The following is a 16,955-nucleotide window of genomic DNA, read 5'->3' as shown; positions in this document are numbered from 1 at the left end:
AAGGACGGAATCACGCTGGACTCATCCCGGGGGCAGGGCAGTGAAGTTGCCCACAAGTTAGACCGATCTAAGGACCCCGATTAACCATTGCGGCCTCAAAAGCGAGACAAAAGACCTGTGGACGAACCTCTTGACGTAGTGCTGATCGGCGGCGGCATCATGAGCGCCACCCTGGGCGTGCTCCTCCAGGAGCTCGAGCCCAGCTGGTCCATCAAGATGATCGAACGGCTCGATTCGCTCGCCGTGGAGTCCTCCGGCCCGTGGAACAACGCCGGCACCGGTCACTCCGCGCTGTGCGAGCTCAACTACAGCCCGCAGCAGGCCGACGGCTCGGTGGACATCTCCAAGGCCGTCAACGTCAACGAGCAGTTCCAGGTCTCCCGTCAGCTGTGGTCCTTCCTGGTCGAGAACGGCCGCATCCCGGACCCCGACAAGTTCATCCACACCGTCCCGCACATGTCCTTCGTGTGGGGTGCGGACAACGTCGAATACCTCCGCAAGCGCCACGAGGCGCTGTCGCAGCACCCGCTCTTCGCCGGGATGGAGTTCTCCACCGACCCCGAGGTCATCCGGGGCTGGGCGCCGCTGCTGCTCGAGGGCCGCTCGGCCAAGTCGCTCGCCGAGGAGCCCGTCGCGGCCACCTGGACCAACGCCGGCACCGACGTCGACTTCGGCTCGCTCACCTCGATGCTGACCCGCACCCTGGTCGACAAGGGTGCCGACCTGGAGACCGGGTCCGAGGTCACCGACCTGCACCAGACCATGGACGGCTTCTGGCACATCTACGGCCGCAACGAGTCCGGCAAGTACCACCTGCGTTCGCGCTTCGTCTTCGTCGGCGCCGGCGGCTACGCGCTGCCGCTGCTGCAGAAGGCCGCCATCCCGGAGATCCGCGGCTTCGGCGGCTTCCCGGTCTCGGGTGAGTTCCTGCGTACGTCCAAGCCCGAGCTGGTCACCCAGCACCGCGCCAAGGCCTACGGCAAGGCCGCGGTCGGCGCGCCGCCGATGTCGGTGCCCCACCTCGACACCCGCTACGTCGAGGGCAAGACGCACCTGATGTTCGGTCCGTACGCCGGCTGGAGCCCGCGCTTCCTCAAGACCGGGTCGCTGACCGACCTGTTCCTCTCGGTGCGGCCGCACAACCTGCTGCCGATGCTGCGCGCCGGGCTGACCAACATGGACCTCACCGTCTACCTGGTCAAGGAGCTGCTGCGCTCCCCGCGCAAGAAGTTCGACGACCTCCTCGACTTCTTCCCCGCCGCCGACCGCAAGGACTGGGAGCGGATCATCGCCGGCCAGCGGGTGCAGGTCATCCGCCCCGACGGTGTGCTGCAGTTCGGCACCGAGGTCATCACCGCCGAGGACGGCACCATCGCCGGCCTGCTGGGCGCCTCGCCCGGCGCCTCGACGGCGCCGGCGATCATGGTCAACGTCCTGCGCCGCTGCTTCCCCGACCGCTGGGACGACTGGCAGCCCCAGCTCAAGACGATGATCCCGGCCACCGGTGCCGAGCTCAGCGCCGACCCCGAGCTCGCCGCCGAGACGTTCGCACGCACGGATCGCCAGCTCAACCTGGGCTGACCACCCGCCGAATCGGTGGTTCTGGGCGCCGAGTCTGTAGTTGTGGGCGACGAAACGACAGTTTCGTCGCCCACAACTGATTTCTCGGCCGCCAGAACCACCTATTCGGCGGCGAGGTGGGCGGCCGCGGCTGCGGCTTGGACCCGGATCTCGGGGATGGCTGTCGCCTCGTAGAGGGCGCCCTTGCAGGGCGGGCCGACGGTCACAAGACCGGGTACGACGCTGCCGTCTGCTCCGATGACGCGGCCGTCCTCGGTGACGTCGATGCCGAGGCGGAGGGGGTCGGGGGCGATCAGGCCGCGCTTCTGGAGCGCGAGCAGGAGCGGGTTGTCGGTGCGGGTGATGTCGGGTGAGGGGCCGGTGCAGTTGACCACCGCGGTGACCTCGCGGTCGCCGTCGGCGAGGGTGACGACCGGCTTCTCGGCGCCGTCCGCCTCGGCGTTCGCCCGGCAGCCGAGCACCCCGCCGCCGAGGATCTCCAGGCGTCCCTCGGCCCGGTAGGTGTCGAGGAGGGCGGCGATGCGCGGGGCCATGCGGTGGCGGCGTACCTCCCACTCGCGGGCGTAGAGCTCGCGGAAGCGACGGCGCTCGGGCTCGGGCAGGTGGCGCCAGATCGACTGGGTCGGACCGCGCAGGCCGTCGATGACCGCACGCCAGTCGACGCCGAGGGCGGCCGCGTGCTCGATCTGGTCGCGGACGAGGCCGGCGATGCCGTCGGCGGTGAGCGGGCCGTCGGGGATCGGGGTCACCCAGGAGGTGAACTGGTCGTCGACGTGGGGGTTCGGCAACAGGCCGTGGCGGCTCACCATGATCACCCGGCGGGCCGGGGAGTCGTCGAGGAGCGTGACCGTGGTGTCGACGGCGGTCAGGCCGGTGCCGACGACCAGCACGGTCGCATCACCGGGCAGGGCGCTGATCCGGGCGACGTCCCAGGGATCCGACAGGTTCCACGGTGCCTCGGGCAGCCCGGCCAGCGGCTGCGGCGGCGGGTTGCCGTACGCCAGGACGACCGCGTCCGCGACATGGCCCTCACCATCGTCGCTGGTCAGCACCTGGAAGCCGGCGCCGACCGGCTCCACGTCGACGACGGTCTCCCCGACCGTCTCCAACGCCCCGGGACCTGCCGCAGCGGCCTGAGCGAGCCGGTCGCGCAGATAGCGGGAGTAGTCGCGGCGGGGCAGGAAGTCGATCGGGCCGAGCTCGATGCCGACCTCCGCCGCCCAGTTGAGCAGGTCGTCACGATCGTCGAGGAAACCCGACATGTTGTTGGCCCGGACGTTGAGCAGATGGCGGGCGTCGGTGGTCGAGTAGGCGACCCCGTAGCCGGCCTCTCCCCGTGACTCGAAGAGCGTGACCGACGCACCTCGGCGGAGCAGGTTGATCGCGGTCAGCGTACCGCTGGCTCCTCCTCCGATGATCGCCACCGTCGGGGCGGAGGTCGGCGTCGGCGGCGCGGCATCTGTCGTCACTCCGACAGGGTAACGGCGCTTTCCAGGCATTGTTCACCGGGTTACTCGTATATCAGGGAAATCGCACAATTCCATTTGCAAAGATCTCTTTGCGGTCTACGGTTGACCCATGGCAGCACGCGAGATCGTCCCCGGAGTCGACCAGCTCAAGGCCCTCACCCACCCCGTGCGCGTGCGCATGCTCGGGATGCTCCGCGTCGACGGCCCGGCGACCGCGACCACCCTGGCCGCCCGGCTCGGGATCAACAGCGGCGCGACGTCCTACCACCTCCGGCAGCTCGCGCAGCACGGGTTCATCGAGGACGACGAGAGCCGCGGCAACGCCCGGGAGCGCTGGTGGAAGGCCGCCCACCAGATGACCGTGACCGGCGACAGCGACGTGCCCGACACCGCCGAGGGACAAGAGACCCTCGGCGCCTATCTGCAGACCGTCGTCACCATCTACACCCAGCAGCTCCAGAAGGCGCTCGAGGAGCGCGAGCTCATCTCGAAGGAATGGCGCGAGGTCTTCAACCTCAACGACCGGGTCGTGCGCCTCACCCCGAGCCAGGTCCGCCGGCTGCAGGAGCAGGTCAACGAGGTCGTCTTCGGGTTCGAGGACGACCCCGACGGCGAGCCCGTCGCGGTCCAGTTCCACACCTTCGCCCTGCCGGGACACCTCGGCCCCGAGAAGGACTGACGATGAAGCTCCCCCTCTACGGCTGGCTCGCCGCCGAGACCATCTCGCTGGTCGGCACCCGCATCTCGATGCTGGCGCTGCCCTGGTTCGTGCTCGAGACGACCGGCAGCGCCGCCCAGGCCGGCCTGATCGCGCTCTTCGAGATGACCCCGCTGGTACTCAGCAAGATCTTCGGTGGCCCGGTCATCGACCGTATCGGCCCACGCCGCGTCGCGATCGCCTGCGACCTCGGCTCGGCCGTCGTGGTCGGCCTCATCCCCCTGCTGTACGCAGCCGGCCTGCTGCACCTCTCGATCCTGCTCGCGCTCGTCGCCCTCGCCGGCGCACTGCGCGGCCCCGGTGACGCCGCGAAGTCGTCGATGATCCCGCAGCTGGTCGAGGCGGCCGGCGTCTCGACGGAGCGGGCCACCGGGCTGCACTCGTTCGTCGAGCGCACCGCCTCGATGCTGGGCGCCGCCGCCGCGGGGCTGCTGATCGGGCTGGTCGGCGCGACGAACGCGATCGTGATCGACGCCGCCTCGTTCGCGCTCGGTGCCCTCGTGCTCGCGGCGACGACGGCCGGGCTGACCGGGCACCGCTCCCCGGGACCCGCGGAGCAGCCGAGGAAGGACCCCGCCTCGTACGGTGCCCAGCTCGCCGAGGGCTGGCACGTCCTCCGCCGCGACCGGGTGCTCCTCGGAATCGCGTTCATGGTCGCGCTGACCAACCTGATCGACCTGGCCTGGAGCAGCGTGCTGATGCCCGTATGGGGTCAGCAGCACGCCGGCCCGGAGACGATCGGTCTGCTGTTCGCCACCTTCTCCGGCTTCTCCGCCGTCGGCTCGGCCGTGGCGGCAGCCATCGGCGACCGGATGCGGCGCTACCCGACGTACCTGGTCTGCTTCCTGATCACCGGGATCCCCCGGTTCCTGGTGATCGCGTTCGGGGCGCCGCTGTGGGTGGTCTTCGTGGTGTTCGCGATCGGCGGGACCGCCAGCGGGTTCATCAACCCGATCCTCGGATCGCTCCAGTTCGAGCGGATCCCCGCGCATGTGCTCGGCCGGGTGATGTCGCTGATCTCGGCCTTCGCCTGGGGGCTGATGCCGCTCGGTGGGCTGCTCGGCGGCGGCCTGGTCTCCGCGTTCGGCCTGACCACGGCGCTGGTGGCCTGCGGGATCGCCTACTTCGTGGTCACGATGTTCCCCGCGATCGACCCGACCTGGAAGCAGATCGAACGGCGATCGGAGCCGGCGGCTAGCAGGCTTCCCGCAACCGCGGGATCCTAGGGATCCCGCCGAGCCGCTTGTTGTAGCGGACGTGGTCGGAGTAGCCCTCCAGGAGCGTCCACAGCGCCTTGTGGGCCGGCCACGGGATCGCCTCACCGGGAAACGCCCAGGTCGAGCCGAAGCCGATCCAGACCGGGACCCAGTCCTTGGCGCAGTCCCACTCGCCCCGCTTCGACATCAGCAGCTTGTTGCGGACCTGGAACGCGAGCCGCTGCCCGTCCTTCACGATCGGCGCCGCACACACCCGCCACAGCGGCATGTCGAGCGACATCAGCTCGATCTCGATGTCGCCGAGAATGCGCGGATCCACCAGGACCGTAGCGACGTTCTCATGCGGGCGCCTCATGAACATCACGCTAGCGGCGAGCGCCGACATTCGCGGCCGATCCGCCAGGAGCGAACACCGCGACCCGATTCGCCACCCCGCCGGACAGGGCGTACGCCGCGGGCCTATCATCCTCCCCAATCTCGATCGGGCAGGGAGGCCCGAGTGGAGGATCGAGGAAGGACCTACGTTGGCATCCCCGAGGCAGCCCAGAACGGGCGAAGAAGCCGAGAAGTACGCCGCGGAGCATCTGCATTCGCTCGGCTGGCCCGACGCCGCCCCCTCGGGCAGCACGGCCGCAGCCGACGTCGACATCATCGGCGGCCGGCCCGACAACGTCATCGTCGCGCAGGTGGTGCTCACCCGTGCTCCGACCGACGCCCGCAGCGTCTGTGCCGTACGCGGCGCGGGCTATGCCTACGACGCCCGGACGGTCGCGCTGTTCAGCCGGGCCGGCTTCACGCCGGACGCTGTCGAGTGGGCCGACAGAGTGCGGGTGGCCCTGTTCGAGTTCGCCGCCGACGGCTCGATCCGGCCGCACGGGAAGCACGCCGCCGAGCTGGTCGCCACGGCCACCGCTCCGGCGCCGCCGGTCATCGGCCGGGCGCCCGAGCCGGTCCCCGGCAAGCACATCGACCCCACCCGCACGGGCGGCTTCACGTTCACGTCTAAGATCCCCGCGATCAGGCCGCGCCGGAGGGCGACGGAGAAGACCTCCGACCAGGTCGCTGCTCCGGAGGTCGCTCCGGTCGTCGCTCCGGACGTAGCGCCTGGCATCGCCCCGGACGCGACCGCGCCGGCCGTCGAGAAGATCGCCGGCCCGATGACCGGCCAGATCCCGGCGTACTCATCCACCTACATCCTCCCGGACACGTCTTCGACCTACGTCGTCCCCGCCGCCCCCTCGACCATGAGCATCCCCAAGGCGCCCACCCCGCCGCCCGGCGAGCGGTGGGTCCCGCACGGGCTCGGGCCGATCCTGGACGCGATCGCGCGGGCGTCGCAGCTGCCCGTGGTGCTCGTCCTGGGCTCGGACCAGCGCGCCGAGTGGGTGCGGCAGACCTTCCGGGTCGCCACGATCACGGTCACCGACGAGAGCGTCCTACCGATGCTGCTCTCGCTCGTGACCGGCCGCGAGTCGCAGTACGCCAGCGGCGACTCCTACCACAAGGTCGACGGCCTCAAGCCCCAGGGCGAGCGGGCGCTGGAGTCCTGGCGGGCCTGGGAGGCCTACGACCGCGCGATGGCCGCCTACCGCCGCGCGGTCTGAGTCGCCCGCCCTCAGCAGTAGCCGAGCATCTCGCCGAGCGCGCGTCGCTCGCTGTCGTCGACGGCGAGCGACCAGCGTGCCTTGGACTCGACCCAGCGGGTGGCGTACGCACACTGGAACCCCTTCCGCGGACGCCAGCCCGCGGGGTCGGCGTCGCCCTTGCTCATGTTGGTGGGGCCGTCGACGGCGAGCAGGTTGTCCAGGTCGTTGGCGAACGCGCGGCGCCGGTCCTCGGGCCACCTGCTCGCCCCGGAGCGCCAGGCCTCGGAGAGGGGCACGATATGGTCGATCTGGATCGCCTGGGCCTGACCGGGCTCCTTCAGGTCGGTGAAGGTCAGGCGCCGGCCGGTGTAGGGGTCCACCCACGTCCCGGCGAGCACGTCGTGGTCGCACCTCCCCTGCTGCCCGGTCCGCACCTCGAGGGCGTCACGCAGGAGCACGTCGTCACGCTGGTTGCACCCGTTGCCGTCGCTGTCGGCCCAGCTTCCGCCGAACACCGAGCGCTCGTACGCAACCAGCCCCTCCGGTCGCCTCGCGACCGTCGCCAACGAAGCAAGCTCACCGCGCACCGCGCGTACACTCGCCGGCCCCGGCGGCGGTCCCGCGGTCGCGGTCTCGGTCGCGGGTGGCGCCGGATGCCGCGTCGCCGGCGCCTCCTCCGGTAGCCACAGCGAGACCGCCCAGCCGGCGATCGCAAGCAGCACGACCAGGACTCCCAGCGACGTACGTCTCCCCACGGCATCGCATTGTGCCCGTGACCACCGACATCCGAGCCTGCGACCGCGCGAGGAACGAGCGCGGTCGCAACGGGAGGAGGTCGAGCGAGCGCAGCGGGTGAGCTTGCGAACCCGCGAAGCGGGTCGAGACCTACAGCACCAGCGAGGTATTACCGATCGGTGACGGATGCATCGTGCCCTGTTGCCGAGTGTCTCGGCGCTGGCAGAGTGAAGGCATGACTGGGCTGGACAAGGGACAGGCACCTCGCGCCGAGGTCGGGGTCATCGGCGGGACCGGGCTCTACGAGTTCGTGAGCGACGCCGAGGAGGTGGTCGTCGAGACACCCTACGGTGCACCGTCGGCGCCGATCACGGTCGGCACGGTCGCCGGCCGGTCGGTGGCCTTCGTGCCCCGACACGGGCGCTCCCACGAGTATCCGCCGCACGCCATCCCCTACCGCGCCAACCTCTGGGCGCTGCGGTCGCTCGGGGTGACCCAGGTGCTCTCCCCCAGCGCCGTCGGCGGCCTCCGGCCCGACGCCGTCGCCCCCGGCGACCTGGTCACCCCCGACCAGCTCGTCGACCGCACCTGGCGCCGGATCCCCAGCTATGTCGAGACGGGCGCCACCCACGTACCTCTCGCGGATCCCTACTGCGCGCGGATCGCCAAGGCGTACGTGGCCGCCGACCAGTCGGTGAAGGTCGGCGGCACGCTCATCGTCATCGAGGGTCCGCGGTTCTCGACGCGAGCCGAGTCCATCCACCACGCGGCCCAGGGCTGGACGCTGGTCGGGATGACCGGGGCGCCGGAGGCGGCGCTCGCCCGCGAGCTGCGGATGTGCTACGCGCCGTTGTGCCTGGTCACCGACATGGACGCGGGTGCGGCCGAGGGCGAGGGTGTCGACGAGGACGACGTCTACGCGCTCTTCGCCGCCAACCTGGAGCGGATGCGCACCGTCCTGACCGACACGATCGCCGGTCTGCCCGACCCGGCCGGCTGCTCGTGCTCGACCTGGGCCGACGGCAAGCAGCTCGCCTACGAGATCCCATGAGGGTCCTGCTCACCGGCTCGGCCGGCTTCATCGGCACCGCCATCGGCAGCCTTCTGGAGAAGACCGGCCACGAGGTCGTACGCGTCGATGCGCTGCTTCCGATGGCACATGGTTCCTCTGCCCCGGCGCCGCCGGACACCCACCTGCTCGACGTACGCGACGCTGGCGCATGGGGCGACCTGCTGGACGGCGTCGACGCGGTCTGCCACCAGGCCGCCGTCGTGGGTGCCGGGGTCACGGTGGCCGACCTCCCGCTGTACGCCGCCCACAACGACCTCGGCACCGCGGCGCTCCTGGCGGCGATGAGCGCGCACGGCGTCTCCCGGCTGGTGCTGGCCTCGTCGATGGTCGTCTACGGCGAGGGCCGCTACGTCTGCGAGGCCCACGGCGACCGGGTGCCGCCGGCCCGCTCGCGCGCCGCGCTCGACGCCGGCGACTTCGAGAACCACTGCGACCTCTGCGGCGGCGCGCTGGCCTGGGCGACGGTGGCCGAGTCGGCCCGGCTCGACCCCCGCAGCTCGTACGCAGCCAGCAAGGTCGCCCAGGAGCACTACGCCTCCGCGTGGGCACGCCAGGCCGACGCGACCGCCATCGCGCTGCGCTACCACAACGTCTACGGGCCGCACATGCCCGCCGACACCCCCTACTCCGGCGTGGCCGCGATCTTCCGGTCCTCGCTGGAGCGGGGTGAGGCGCCGCAGGTGTTCGAGGACGGCGGCCAGCAGCGCGACTTCGTCCACGTCGACGACGTCGCCCGGGCCAACCTCGCGGCGCTCGAGGCGACAGCCGACCGGTCACCCGGATCCCTGGCGGCCTACAACGTCGCGTCCGGGAACCCGGTCACGATCAGCGAGGTGGCCTCGCTGATCGCGCGAGGTGCCGGGCACGAGGTCGCGCCGGTGGTCACCGGGCGCTACCGGATCGGCGACGTACGCCATGTCGTCGCCTCACCGGTGCTCGCGGAGAAGGAGCTCGGCTTCCGCGCCGAGGTGCTACCGGAGATCGGTCTGCCGGCGTTCGCCACCGCCCCGTTGCGCCCCGCCGCGGGGTGAGTCACCAGCTCGTGTGGAGCAGGTGCTCGACGAGCAGCGCGGTGGCGAGCTGGAGCACGAGACCCGGCCGTCGGCACCGCTCGGGCAGGAGCGCGCAGCCGAGGGTGAGCCAGGGGATGAACGGCAGCCAGATCCGTTCGACCTCGGCCCGGCTCATCTGCGAGACGTCGGCCAGGGCGACCATGATCAGCGCCGCGGCGACCAGGCCCACGACCACCCGGTCCTCGATGTTGCGCCGGGAGGCCCAGGCGGCGCCGATCCCGGCGCCGACGAGCGGGCCGGCACTGATCGCGAGCGCGGCCAGGTTCCCCCAGGTCCAGTAGGCCCCCGGACGCTGACTCGCGAGACCGTCCCAGTAGCGGTCGACCAGCACCGGGTAGGCCTCCCACCAGGCGAACCCGCCCGCGGCAAAGACGAGAACCACCCCGAGCGCCGAGACCGCAGCGGCCGGGAGCACCCACCATCCGCGGGCCCAGCCCCACCGCCGGCCGCTGCCCAGCCAGAGCACCGCGAGCGCGAGCACGCCGACCAGCGGGAGGCCGTACGACATCATCACCAGGTAGCCGAGGAGAAGCCCGGCCGCGACTGCCGCCGGCCAGCCGCGGCGTAAGCCGCCCCGGCAGGCGAGGGCCAGGCAGCACATCCCCCAGGCGGCGGTCGCCGCCATCACCGCGTCGGCGGAGACGGCGAGGAACACGGCCGACGGGGTGAGGACGAGATAGGGGGCGGCCGCGCGAGCCCCGGCCTCGCTGCCGAGGACACGGACCGTGGTCATGACCGCCGGCGCCAGCGTCGCGGCGATCACCGTGACGACCAGCCCGGCGGCCAGGTCGCCGCCGAGACCCACCTTCACCAGGAGCACGAAGAAGAGCACCATCCCGGGCGGATGGCCGGCGATGTGGACCGGCCAGTTGCCGTCGGACGCGTCGTAGGGGATCCGGGCGACGTACTCCCGCAGCAGGCCGCCCACGTCGTCGACCGCCCGGGCGGTGCCGAGGTACTCGGACCGGCTCCCGAGCACCCCGGAGATGCCTTCGGCGCCGTCCACGAGCGCCAGCGACAGCAGCCACACCAGCCCGGCGGCGTACGCCACCACGAGCAGGCGCCGCCACGGCAACCGCGTCGCGACGGCGTCGGCCCAGCGCAGCGAGGCGAGGGCGAGCAGGACTGCGGGTACCGTGCCGATCCCGACCTTGACCTGCGGAAACCCGTGCAGCGGCGGGAAGGTGCCGTCCTCGATGTGCACCCGGGTCCACACCTGCCAGCCGAGGAGCGGCGGCACGAGGACGGCCGCGGCCACGAGAGTCAGTGTGGCGAGGAGCCCCACCAGGGTGGCGCGGTGAGCTGAGGAGTTCACGACTGCGAGCGTAGGTGGATGTAGGCCCGGTCAGCGCCAAGGAGGCGCCCCGTCATCGGACCGTAAGATCTGCCGGCCCCATCGAGGGCGAGGCGTTCCTAGAGTCGATTCCATGGCCCAGAACCATCCCGAGACCGACCTCGTGCTGCCCTGCCGCGACGAGGCCGCCGCCCTGCGTGAGCTGCTGCCGCGGGTGCCGGCGGAGCTGTCCGTGATCGTCGTCGACAACGGCTCGACCGACGGCACCGCCGACGTGGCCCGCGCGCTGGGGGCGCGGGTGGTGTCGGAGTCGCAGCCCGGATACGGGGCGGCGGTGCACGCCGGTCTGCTCGCCGCCACCGCCCCCTACGTCGTGGTGATGGACGGCGACGGCTCCTTCGATCCCGCGGCCGCGCTCCCGCTGGTCGAGACGATCAGACGCGACGAGGCCGACCTCGCCCTGGGCTGCCGCCGGCCGGTGACCCCGGGCGCCCAGCCGTGGCACGCCCGGGTCGGCAACCGGATCGTGCTGAACGCGCTGCGGCGCCGCACCGGACTGCGGGTGCGCGACATCGCCCCGCTGCGCGCGGCCCGCCGCGAGGCGCTGCTCGGGCTCGGCGTGGAGGACCGGCGCTCCGGCTACCCGGTCGAGCTCCTCGATCGTGCGGCCCGGGCCGGCTGGCGGGTGCACGAGATCGACGTCGACTACCACCCGCGCACCGCCGGGACCCGCTCGAAGGTCTCCGGCTCGGTGCGCGGCAGCCTGCGCGCGGCGTACGACTTCTGGCGGGTGCTCGCATGACGACCGCGACGCTCCTGCTCGTCGCCAAGGCACCGGTTCCGGGCCTGGTGAAGACCCGGCTCGCGGCCGAGGTCGGGGAGACGACCGCGACGGCCGTCGCGGCGGCCGCGCTGCTCGACACGATCGACGCCTGCGCGCTGGCCGTGGGGACGGACCGGTGCCGGCTGTCGCTGTCCGGGGACGTCTCCGTGGGGTTCCGGGCGGACGAGATCGAGGCGGCCGTCGCCGGCTGGACCGTCACCCCGCAGCGCGGGAGCGGACTCGGCGAGCGGCTCGCGAACGCCCACGCCGACGTCGCCGGCCCGGTCGTGCAGATCGGGATGGACACCCCGCAGGTGACGCCGGCCAGCCTGCTGGCCGTGGCCGCCGGCCTGGACGCGGCCGACGCCGTGCTCGCCCCCGCCGAGGACGGCGGCTGGTGGGCCCTGGCGCTCCGCGACCCCTCCGCCGCCACGGTCCTGCGCGACGTGCCGATGTCCACCCCCCAGACGTACGCAGCCACCCGGTCCGCCCTCGAAGCACGGGGTCTCCGGGTCGCTGCCGGTGAACGGCTTCGCGACGTCGACCATCTCGCCGACGTCGCACCCGTCGCCGCAGCCGCCCCCGGGACCCGCTTCGCCGCGGCCGCCGCCGAGATCGCCGCCGAGATCGCGCGAGTGACCCGATGACCGCGGCGGTGGTGGAGTCGGCCTTCGGGCACGCCTTCGCCAGCGAGCGGTGCCGGGTGGTGAACGTCGACGGCAGGGCCTCGCGGCTGCCGGTCGAGGACTGGACCCGCACCGCCGACGCGGCGGACCTCGCGCTGCTCTCCTACTGCGCCGGGCCGACGATCGACCTCGGCTGCGGCCCCGGCAGGATGACCGCCGCGCTCACGGCTCGCGGCCTGCCGTCGCTCGGCGTCGACGTCGTCCCGGAGGCCGTCGCCGAGACCGAGGCACGCGGCGGTCGCGCGGTGTGCCGCGACGTCTTCGAACCCCTTCCCGGCGAAGGGTGGTGGGCGACCGCCCTCCTCGCCGACGGCAACCTCGGGATCGGTGGGGACCCGCTGGCCCTCCTCGCCCGCGTACGCCGGCTGTTGGTCCCGGGCGGCCGGGTGGTCGCCGAGGTGCACCCGCCGGGAACGCCGAGCGGCCCGCTGCTGGCCGAGCTCGTCTGCGACTGCGGTGGCTCCTCCCAGTTCCCGTGGGCGACCGTCGGCGCCGACGCGATCAGGTCGATCGCGACCGAGGCCGGGTTCGCGGTCACCCGGCTGGCGCCCCTGCCGCAGCTCGGCCAGGCCGAACCCCTGCGCACGGCATGGGCGCGACCCCGGGCGCTGACGCCCGGTGGTGAGCGGTGGGTGGCCGTGCTCGTCGAGGAGGCGTCATGAGGATCCCGTCCGAGGACTCGTTCACCTCGCGCCTGCGCAGCGCCGCGGTCGCCGCGCGGGTGGGGCTGTGGCTCGGGATCTGCTTCGGGGTCGCGCTCGCGACCGGGCTGATCAGCCACTACGCCCAGAACGACAGCCAGCCGGTACCGCTGCCGACGAGCCCGTCGTGGCTCTACCAGGTCACCCAGGGGCTGCACGTCGTCGCCGGGACCGCCGCGATCCCGCTCCTGCTGATCAAGCTGTGGGTCGTCTTCCCCAAGCTCTTCCAGCCCGTGCCGCGACGGGTCCGCGAGGCCCTGCCGACCGCTCTCGAGCGCGGCTCGATCGCGATCCTGGTCAGCACCTCGCTGGTCCAGCTCACGACCGGCCTGCTCAACGTCGCGCAGTGGTACCCCTGGGGCTTCAGCTTCCGGGCCACCCACTACGCGCTCGCCTTCGTCGCCGTCGGGGCGCTTCTGGTCCACATCGCGGTGAAGCTTCCGATCATCCGCGACGCCCTGACCGGCGACGTCGACGACACCGCCCACGACCGCCCGAACGCACGCAGACAGGGGCCGGTCAGCCGACGCGGAGTGCTGATCCTGGCCGGGACCTCGGCCCTGGCCGCCGCCTTCCTCTACACCGCCGGCACCGTCCCCGGAGTCGGCCGCATCGCGGCTCTCTCCCCACGCTCGCGCAAGCACGGCATCCCGATCAACCGCACGGCCCACTCGGCCGGTGTGGTGGCCGAGGCGAGCAGCTCCGCCTACCGCCTCGAGCTCGTCCACGGCGCGACGTCCCTGGCCCTGTCCCGTCAGGACCTGGTCGCGATGGAGCAGCGGACCTCCACCCTGCCGATCGCCTGCGTCGAGGGATGGAGCGCGACGGGCGAGTGGCGAGGCGTACGCCTGCGTGACCTGCTCGACCTGGTCGGCGCCCCGCCAGGGCGAGACGTGCGGATCCGGTCGATCCAGACCTTCAGCGCCTCCTCCGACACCGTGCTGCCCGCGAACTTCGCCGACGACGAGCGGACCCTGATGGCCCTCGAGCTCGACGGCGACACGCTCTCGATCGACCACGGCTACCCGGTCCGGCTCATCGCCCCCGACCGTCCCGGCGTCATGCAGACCAAGTGGGTATCCCGGATCGAGGTGCTGGCATGAGAGGGCTGCGCGGTGGACTGATCGGCCTCGGCACGGTCGGGATGGCGTACGGCGCCTGGCTGCTGCTCAGCAGGCAGGACCTCGACCAGATCGTCGAGGTCGTCGTCTGGCTGGCGGCCGCGGTCGTGATCCACGACGGGATCCTGGCTCCGGCCGTGCTGGCGCTGGGGTGGCTCGGCGGCCGGCTGCTGCCGAGGGCGGTCGCGCGGGGCGCGGTGACGGTGCTGGTGCTGCTCGGGCCGACCGTCCTGGTCGCGATCCCGGTCCTCGGCCGGTTCGGCGCGAAGCCGGACAACCCGACGCTGCTGGACCGCGACTACACCCAGGGGCTGCTGGCGTTCGCGCTGCTGTGCGTGTGCGCCGGTGTCGCCGTGGCGCTCGGCGAACTACGCTCACCCCAGCGGATCGCCGAGGAGGAGTAGGGCCGATGGCACGTGTGCTCGTGGTCGACGACGACCTCACCGTACGCGAGGTGCTGGCCTCCTACCTGCGCGCGGGCTCGCACGACGTCGTCGAGGCCGGCGACGGCGAGCAGGCGCTACGCGCGATGAGCGAGCGACCCGCCGACATCGTCGTCCTCGACCTGATGCTGCCCGGCATCGACGGGCTGGAGGTCTGCCGGCGTCTGCGGCAGGCCGGCGAGGTGCCGATCATCATGCTCACCGCGCTCGGCAGCGAGGCCGACCGGATCATGGGGCTCGAGCTCGGAGCCGACGACTACGTCGGCAAGCCGTTCAGTCCGCGGGAGCTGGTGCTCCGGGTCGACTCGGTGCTCAAGCGCACCGGCCACTCCGGCGAGGGCGGCGTGGTCTCGGACGGCTCCATCGTGGTCGACGCCGACCGTCGGGTGGCCACGAACGGCGGAGCGGAGCTGGCGCTGACCACGCGCGAGTTCGACCTCCTCCGCTACCTGATCGCCCACCCCGGCAAGGCCTTCACCCGGGAGGACCTGCTCGAGCACGTCTGGGGGTGGACGATCGGCGACCGCTCGACGGTCACGGTCCACGTACGCCGGCTGCGGGAGAAGATCGAGTCCGACCCGACCCGGCCGGAGCGGCTGGTCACGGTCTGGGGCGTCGGCTACCGCTGGGAGCCCGCGGAGGTGGGTGCATGAAGTTCGCCGATGCCGTCCTGATCTCGCTCGTCGCCGCGGGGGCCGGTCTCGCCGTCGGCCTGCTGGGGCTCCTCGTCGCCTGGCTGACGCGGCGCTGGTCGATCCGCTGGCAGCTCACCCTGGCCGCCACGGTGGCCGTGCTGACGGTCTTCGGAGGCGTGCTCGCCGTCGCCTGGCTGATGTTCCTCTCCGGCCACGACCTCCTGGTCATCACCGTGGTCACCTCGATCGCCGTGGTCGTGGCGATCCTGGTCGGGTTCGTCATCGGCTCCGCGATGGTCCGCTGGTCAGGAGCCGTCCAGCTGCAGGCCCGGCAGATGGCTCTCGGCGGACATCAGCAGCCCTCCGAGAGGGGGCCACGGGAGCTCCGGTCGCTGTCGGCCGAGCTCGCCGAGACGCAGCGGCGGCTCGAGGAGGCGAGCGCCCGGGAGGCACGGCTCGAGGAGTCCCGTCGCGAGCTGATCTCCTGGGTCGCCCACGACCTGCGTACGCCGCTGGCCGGGCTGCGCGCGATGGCCGAGGCGCTCGAGGACGGGATCGCGGCCGACCCGCACCGCTATCACCAGCGCATCCGCGTCGAGGTCGAGCGGCTGGCCCGGCTCGTGGACGACCTCTTCGAGCTCTCCCGGATCCAGGCCGGGGCGCTCACCCTGACACCCGAGCCGGTCCTGCTCGGCGACCTGGTCAGCGAGGCGCTGGCCGGGGCCGACCCGGTGGCCCGGGAGCGCAGGGTCCGGCTCGGCGGACAGGTCGAGGACGGCCTCGAGATCACCGCCGACCCGGCCAGCCTGTCCCGGGTCGTCTCCAACCTGCTGATGAACGCGATCCGCCACACCCCCGCCGACGGCACGGTCGAGGTGCGCTGCCAGCTGGCCCCCGGAGACGTACGCAGCATCGACCTCAGCGTCAGCGACGGCTGCGGCGGCCTGGATCCCGGCGACATGGAGCGGGTCTTCGACCTCGGCTGGCAGGGCAGCTCCGCCCGTACCCCGGCCGCGCCAGAGGGCGCCGACGGCACCAGCGCCCAGGGCGCCGGGTTCGGCCTCGCCATCGTCAAGGGCCTCGTCGACGCGCACCGCGGCAGGGTCTGGGTGGAGAACCTTCCGGCCGCGACCGGCTGCCGGTTCCACGTACGCCTGCCCGCCTAGGACTCGACCGCGGAGCCTTCCAGCTCGTCGACGAGCACGAGGCCACGCTCGGCCCAGGCGATCGCGGCGCGCGCCTGGTCGATCAGGCCGTCGTAGGCGAAGACCTTGTAGCGCACGATCCGGTCCCACTGGCTCTTGTCGTAGTGCTCCAGACGCCGGGCCAGCGTGGGGTGGCTGCGGTCGAGCAGCGTCGCGCGGGTGGCCTCGAGCATCGCCAGGTGCTCGGTCCAGTAGTCGCGGAACTGCTCCAGCTCGGCGCGCGCGGCGCCGGGCTCGGCCCACTCCAGATAGGCCGCCTTGAGGTAGGCGGGCTCGCGCTGCCGGCGGATCTCGATGGGCGCGTCCATCCACTCCCGGAAGGCCTGCACCCCGGCCTCGGTGACGGCGTACTCCTTCTTGGTGCCCTTCTTGCCCCACGGCACGACCGCGGACTCGAGCAGGCCGTCGCGCTCCATCCGGTTGAGCTCCGGATAGATCTGCGAGTCGGGCGCGTGCCACACGTGGGCGACCGACTGGCTGAACTGCTTGGAGACGTCGTAGCCGGTCATCGGGCGCGAGGTGAGCAGCGCGAGCAGCGCGAATCTCAGCGACATCGTGACCCCCTCTTCCACGCAGCGACCGTGCGGCGAGCGTAC

General features: G+C 72.2%; 18 protein-coding genes. 13 read left to right on the top strand and 5 right to left on the bottom strand.

Annotated features, from left to right (window positions below; translation table 11 throughout):
• Positions 1 to 117: 117 nt before the first annotated feature.
• A complete protein-coding gene (locus HD557_RS00285; RefSeq protein ID WP_008354984.1) occupies positions 118 to 1,581 on the top strand; it encodes a malate:quinone oxidoreductase in 1,464 nt (487 codons plus the stop codon).
• A gap of 101 nt (positions 1,582 to 1,682) precedes the next feature.
• On the opposite strand, the gene HD557_RS00280 is transcribed toward HD557_RS00285, so the two are convergent.
• A complete protein-coding gene (locus HD557_RS00280) occupies positions 1,683 to 3,050 on the bottom strand; it encodes an FAD/NAD(P)-binding protein (RefSeq protein ID WP_307785516.1) in 1,368 nt (455 codons plus the stop codon).
• 109 nt (positions 3,051 to 3,159) lie between these two features.
• On the opposite strand from HD557_RS00280, the gene HD557_RS00275 reads away from it, so the two are divergent.
• Complete coding sequence (locus HD557_RS00275) at positions 3,160 to 3,729, top strand: ArsR/SmtB family transcription factor (protein ID WP_196872409.1); 570 nt, start codon at positions 3,160 to 3,162, stop codon at positions 3,727 to 3,729.
• A gap of 2 nt (positions 3,730 to 3,731) precedes the next feature.
• A complete protein-coding gene (locus tag HD557_RS00270) occupies positions 3,732 to 4,994 on the top strand; it encodes an MFS transporter (protein ID WP_196872408.1) in 1,263 nt (420 codons plus the stop codon).
• Here HD557_RS00270 and HD557_RS00265 read toward each other — a convergent pair.
• On the bottom strand, positions 4,963 to 5,340 hold the full coding sequence (locus HD557_RS00265) for a hypothetical protein (RefSeq protein WP_196872407.1): 378 nt from the start codon (positions 5,338 to 5,340) through the stop codon (positions 4,963 to 4,965). The genes HD557_RS00270 and HD557_RS00265 overlap by 32 nt on opposite strands.
• A 169-nt stretch (positions 5,341 to 5,509) precedes the next feature.
• On the opposite strand from HD557_RS00265, the gene HD557_RS00260 reads away from it, so the two are divergent.
• Positions 5,510 to 6,589: a restriction endonuclease gene (locus HD557_RS00260; protein ID WP_196872406.1), complete on the top strand. Its 1,080-nt coding sequence runs from the start codon at positions 5,510 to 5,512 to the stop codon at positions 6,587 to 6,589.
• Positions 6,590 to 6,600: 11 nt separating this feature from the next.
• Here HD557_RS00260 and HD557_RS00255 read toward each other — a convergent pair whose 3' ends face one another.
• Positions 6,601 to 7,326: an HNH endonuclease family protein gene (locus HD557_RS00255; RefSeq protein WP_196872405.1), complete on the bottom strand. Its 726-nt coding sequence runs from the start codon at positions 7,324 to 7,326 to the stop codon at positions 6,601 to 6,603.
• Between the two features lie 215 nt (positions 7,327 to 7,541).
• On the opposite strand from HD557_RS00255, the gene HD557_RS00250 reads away from it, so the two are divergent.
• The gene (locus HD557_RS00250; protein WP_196872404.1) at positions 7,542 to 8,357 is read left to right on the top strand and encodes an S-methyl-5'-thioadenosine phosphorylase; all 816 of its coding nucleotides are present in this window, start codon (positions 7,542 to 7,544) and stop codon (positions 8,355 to 8,357) included.
• The gene (locus HD557_RS00245) at positions 8,354 to 9,409 is read left to right on the top strand and encodes an NAD-dependent epimerase/dehydratase family protein (protein WP_196872403.1); all 1,056 of its coding nucleotides are present in this window, start codon (positions 8,354 to 8,356) and stop codon (positions 9,407 to 9,409) included. The genes HD557_RS00250 and HD557_RS00245 overlap by 4 nt, the downstream gene beginning before the upstream one ends.
• A gap of 1 nt (position 9,410) precedes the next feature.
• Here HD557_RS00245 and HD557_RS00240 read toward each other — a convergent pair whose 3' ends face one another.
• A complete protein-coding gene (locus HD557_RS00240) occupies positions 9,411 to 10,766 on the bottom strand; it encodes a hypothetical protein (RefSeq protein ID WP_196872402.1) in 1,356 nt (451 codons plus the stop codon).
• Between the two features lie 112 nt (positions 10,767 to 10,878).
• Here HD557_RS00240 and HD557_RS00235 point away from each other — a divergent pair, with 112 nt between their 5' ends.
• The 7 genes from HD557_RS00235 to HD557_RS00205 are packed head-to-tail and all read left to right on the top strand — an operon-like array spanning position 10,879 to position 16,320.
• A complete protein-coding gene (locus HD557_RS00235; RefSeq protein WP_196872401.1) occupies positions 10,879 to 11,547 on the top strand; it encodes a glycosyltransferase family 2 protein in 669 nt (222 codons plus the stop codon).
• Positions 11,544 to 12,215: a TIGR04282 family arsenosugar biosynthesis glycosyltransferase gene (locus HD557_RS00230; protein WP_196872400.1), complete on the top strand. Its 672-nt coding sequence runs from the start codon at positions 11,544 to 11,546 to the stop codon at positions 12,213 to 12,215. Before HD557_RS00235 ends, HD557_RS00230 begins: the two co-directional genes overlap by 4 nt.
• Entirely contained in the window at positions 12,212 to 12,916 is a 705-nt protein-coding gene (locus tag HD557_RS00225; protein ID WP_196872399.1) for a methyltransferase domain-containing protein, read from the top strand. Before HD557_RS00230 ends, HD557_RS00225 begins: the two co-directional genes overlap by 4 nt.
• On the top strand, positions 12,913 to 14,058 hold the full coding sequence (locus tag HD557_RS00220; protein ID WP_196872398.1) for a molybdopterin-dependent oxidoreductase: 1,146 nt from the start codon (positions 12,913 to 12,915) through the stop codon (positions 14,056 to 14,058). The genes HD557_RS00225 and HD557_RS00220 overlap by 4 nt, the downstream gene beginning before the upstream one ends.
• Positions 14,055 to 14,480: a hypothetical protein gene (locus tag HD557_RS00215; protein ID WP_196872397.1), complete on the top strand. Its 426-nt coding sequence runs from the start codon at positions 14,055 to 14,057 to the stop codon at positions 14,478 to 14,480. The genes HD557_RS00220 and HD557_RS00215 overlap by 4 nt, the downstream gene beginning before the upstream one ends.
• A 5-nt stretch (positions 14,481 to 14,485) precedes the next feature.
• Positions 14,486 to 15,172: a response regulator transcription factor gene (locus HD557_RS00210; RefSeq protein WP_196872396.1), complete on the top strand. Its 687-nt coding sequence runs from the start codon at positions 14,486 to 14,488 to the stop codon at positions 15,170 to 15,172.
• Positions 15,169 to 16,320 carry a sensor histidine kinase gene (locus tag HD557_RS00205; protein ID WP_008355015.1) on the top strand — a complete coding sequence of 384 codons (1,152 nt, stop codon included), beginning with the start codon at positions 15,169 to 15,171 and terminating at the stop codon, positions 16,318 to 16,320. The genes HD557_RS00210 and HD557_RS00205 overlap by 4 nt, the downstream gene beginning before the upstream one ends.
• Here HD557_RS00205 and HD557_RS00200 read toward each other — a convergent pair.
• Positions 16,317 to 16,913: a PadR family transcriptional regulator gene (locus HD557_RS00200; RefSeq protein WP_196872395.1), complete on the bottom strand. Its 597-nt coding sequence runs from the start codon at positions 16,911 to 16,913 to the stop codon at positions 16,317 to 16,319. The genes HD557_RS00205 and HD557_RS00200 overlap by 4 nt on opposite strands.
• Positions 16,914 to 16,955 lie beyond the last annotated feature (42 nt).

The organism is Nocardioides luteus, assembly GCF_015752315.1.
Lineage (GTDB): Bacteria > Actinomycetota > Actinomycetes > Propionibacteriales > Nocardioidaceae > Nocardioides.
Note: the sequence above shows the minus strand (reverse complement) of the source record. Positions and strands in the feature narration are given on the sequence as shown.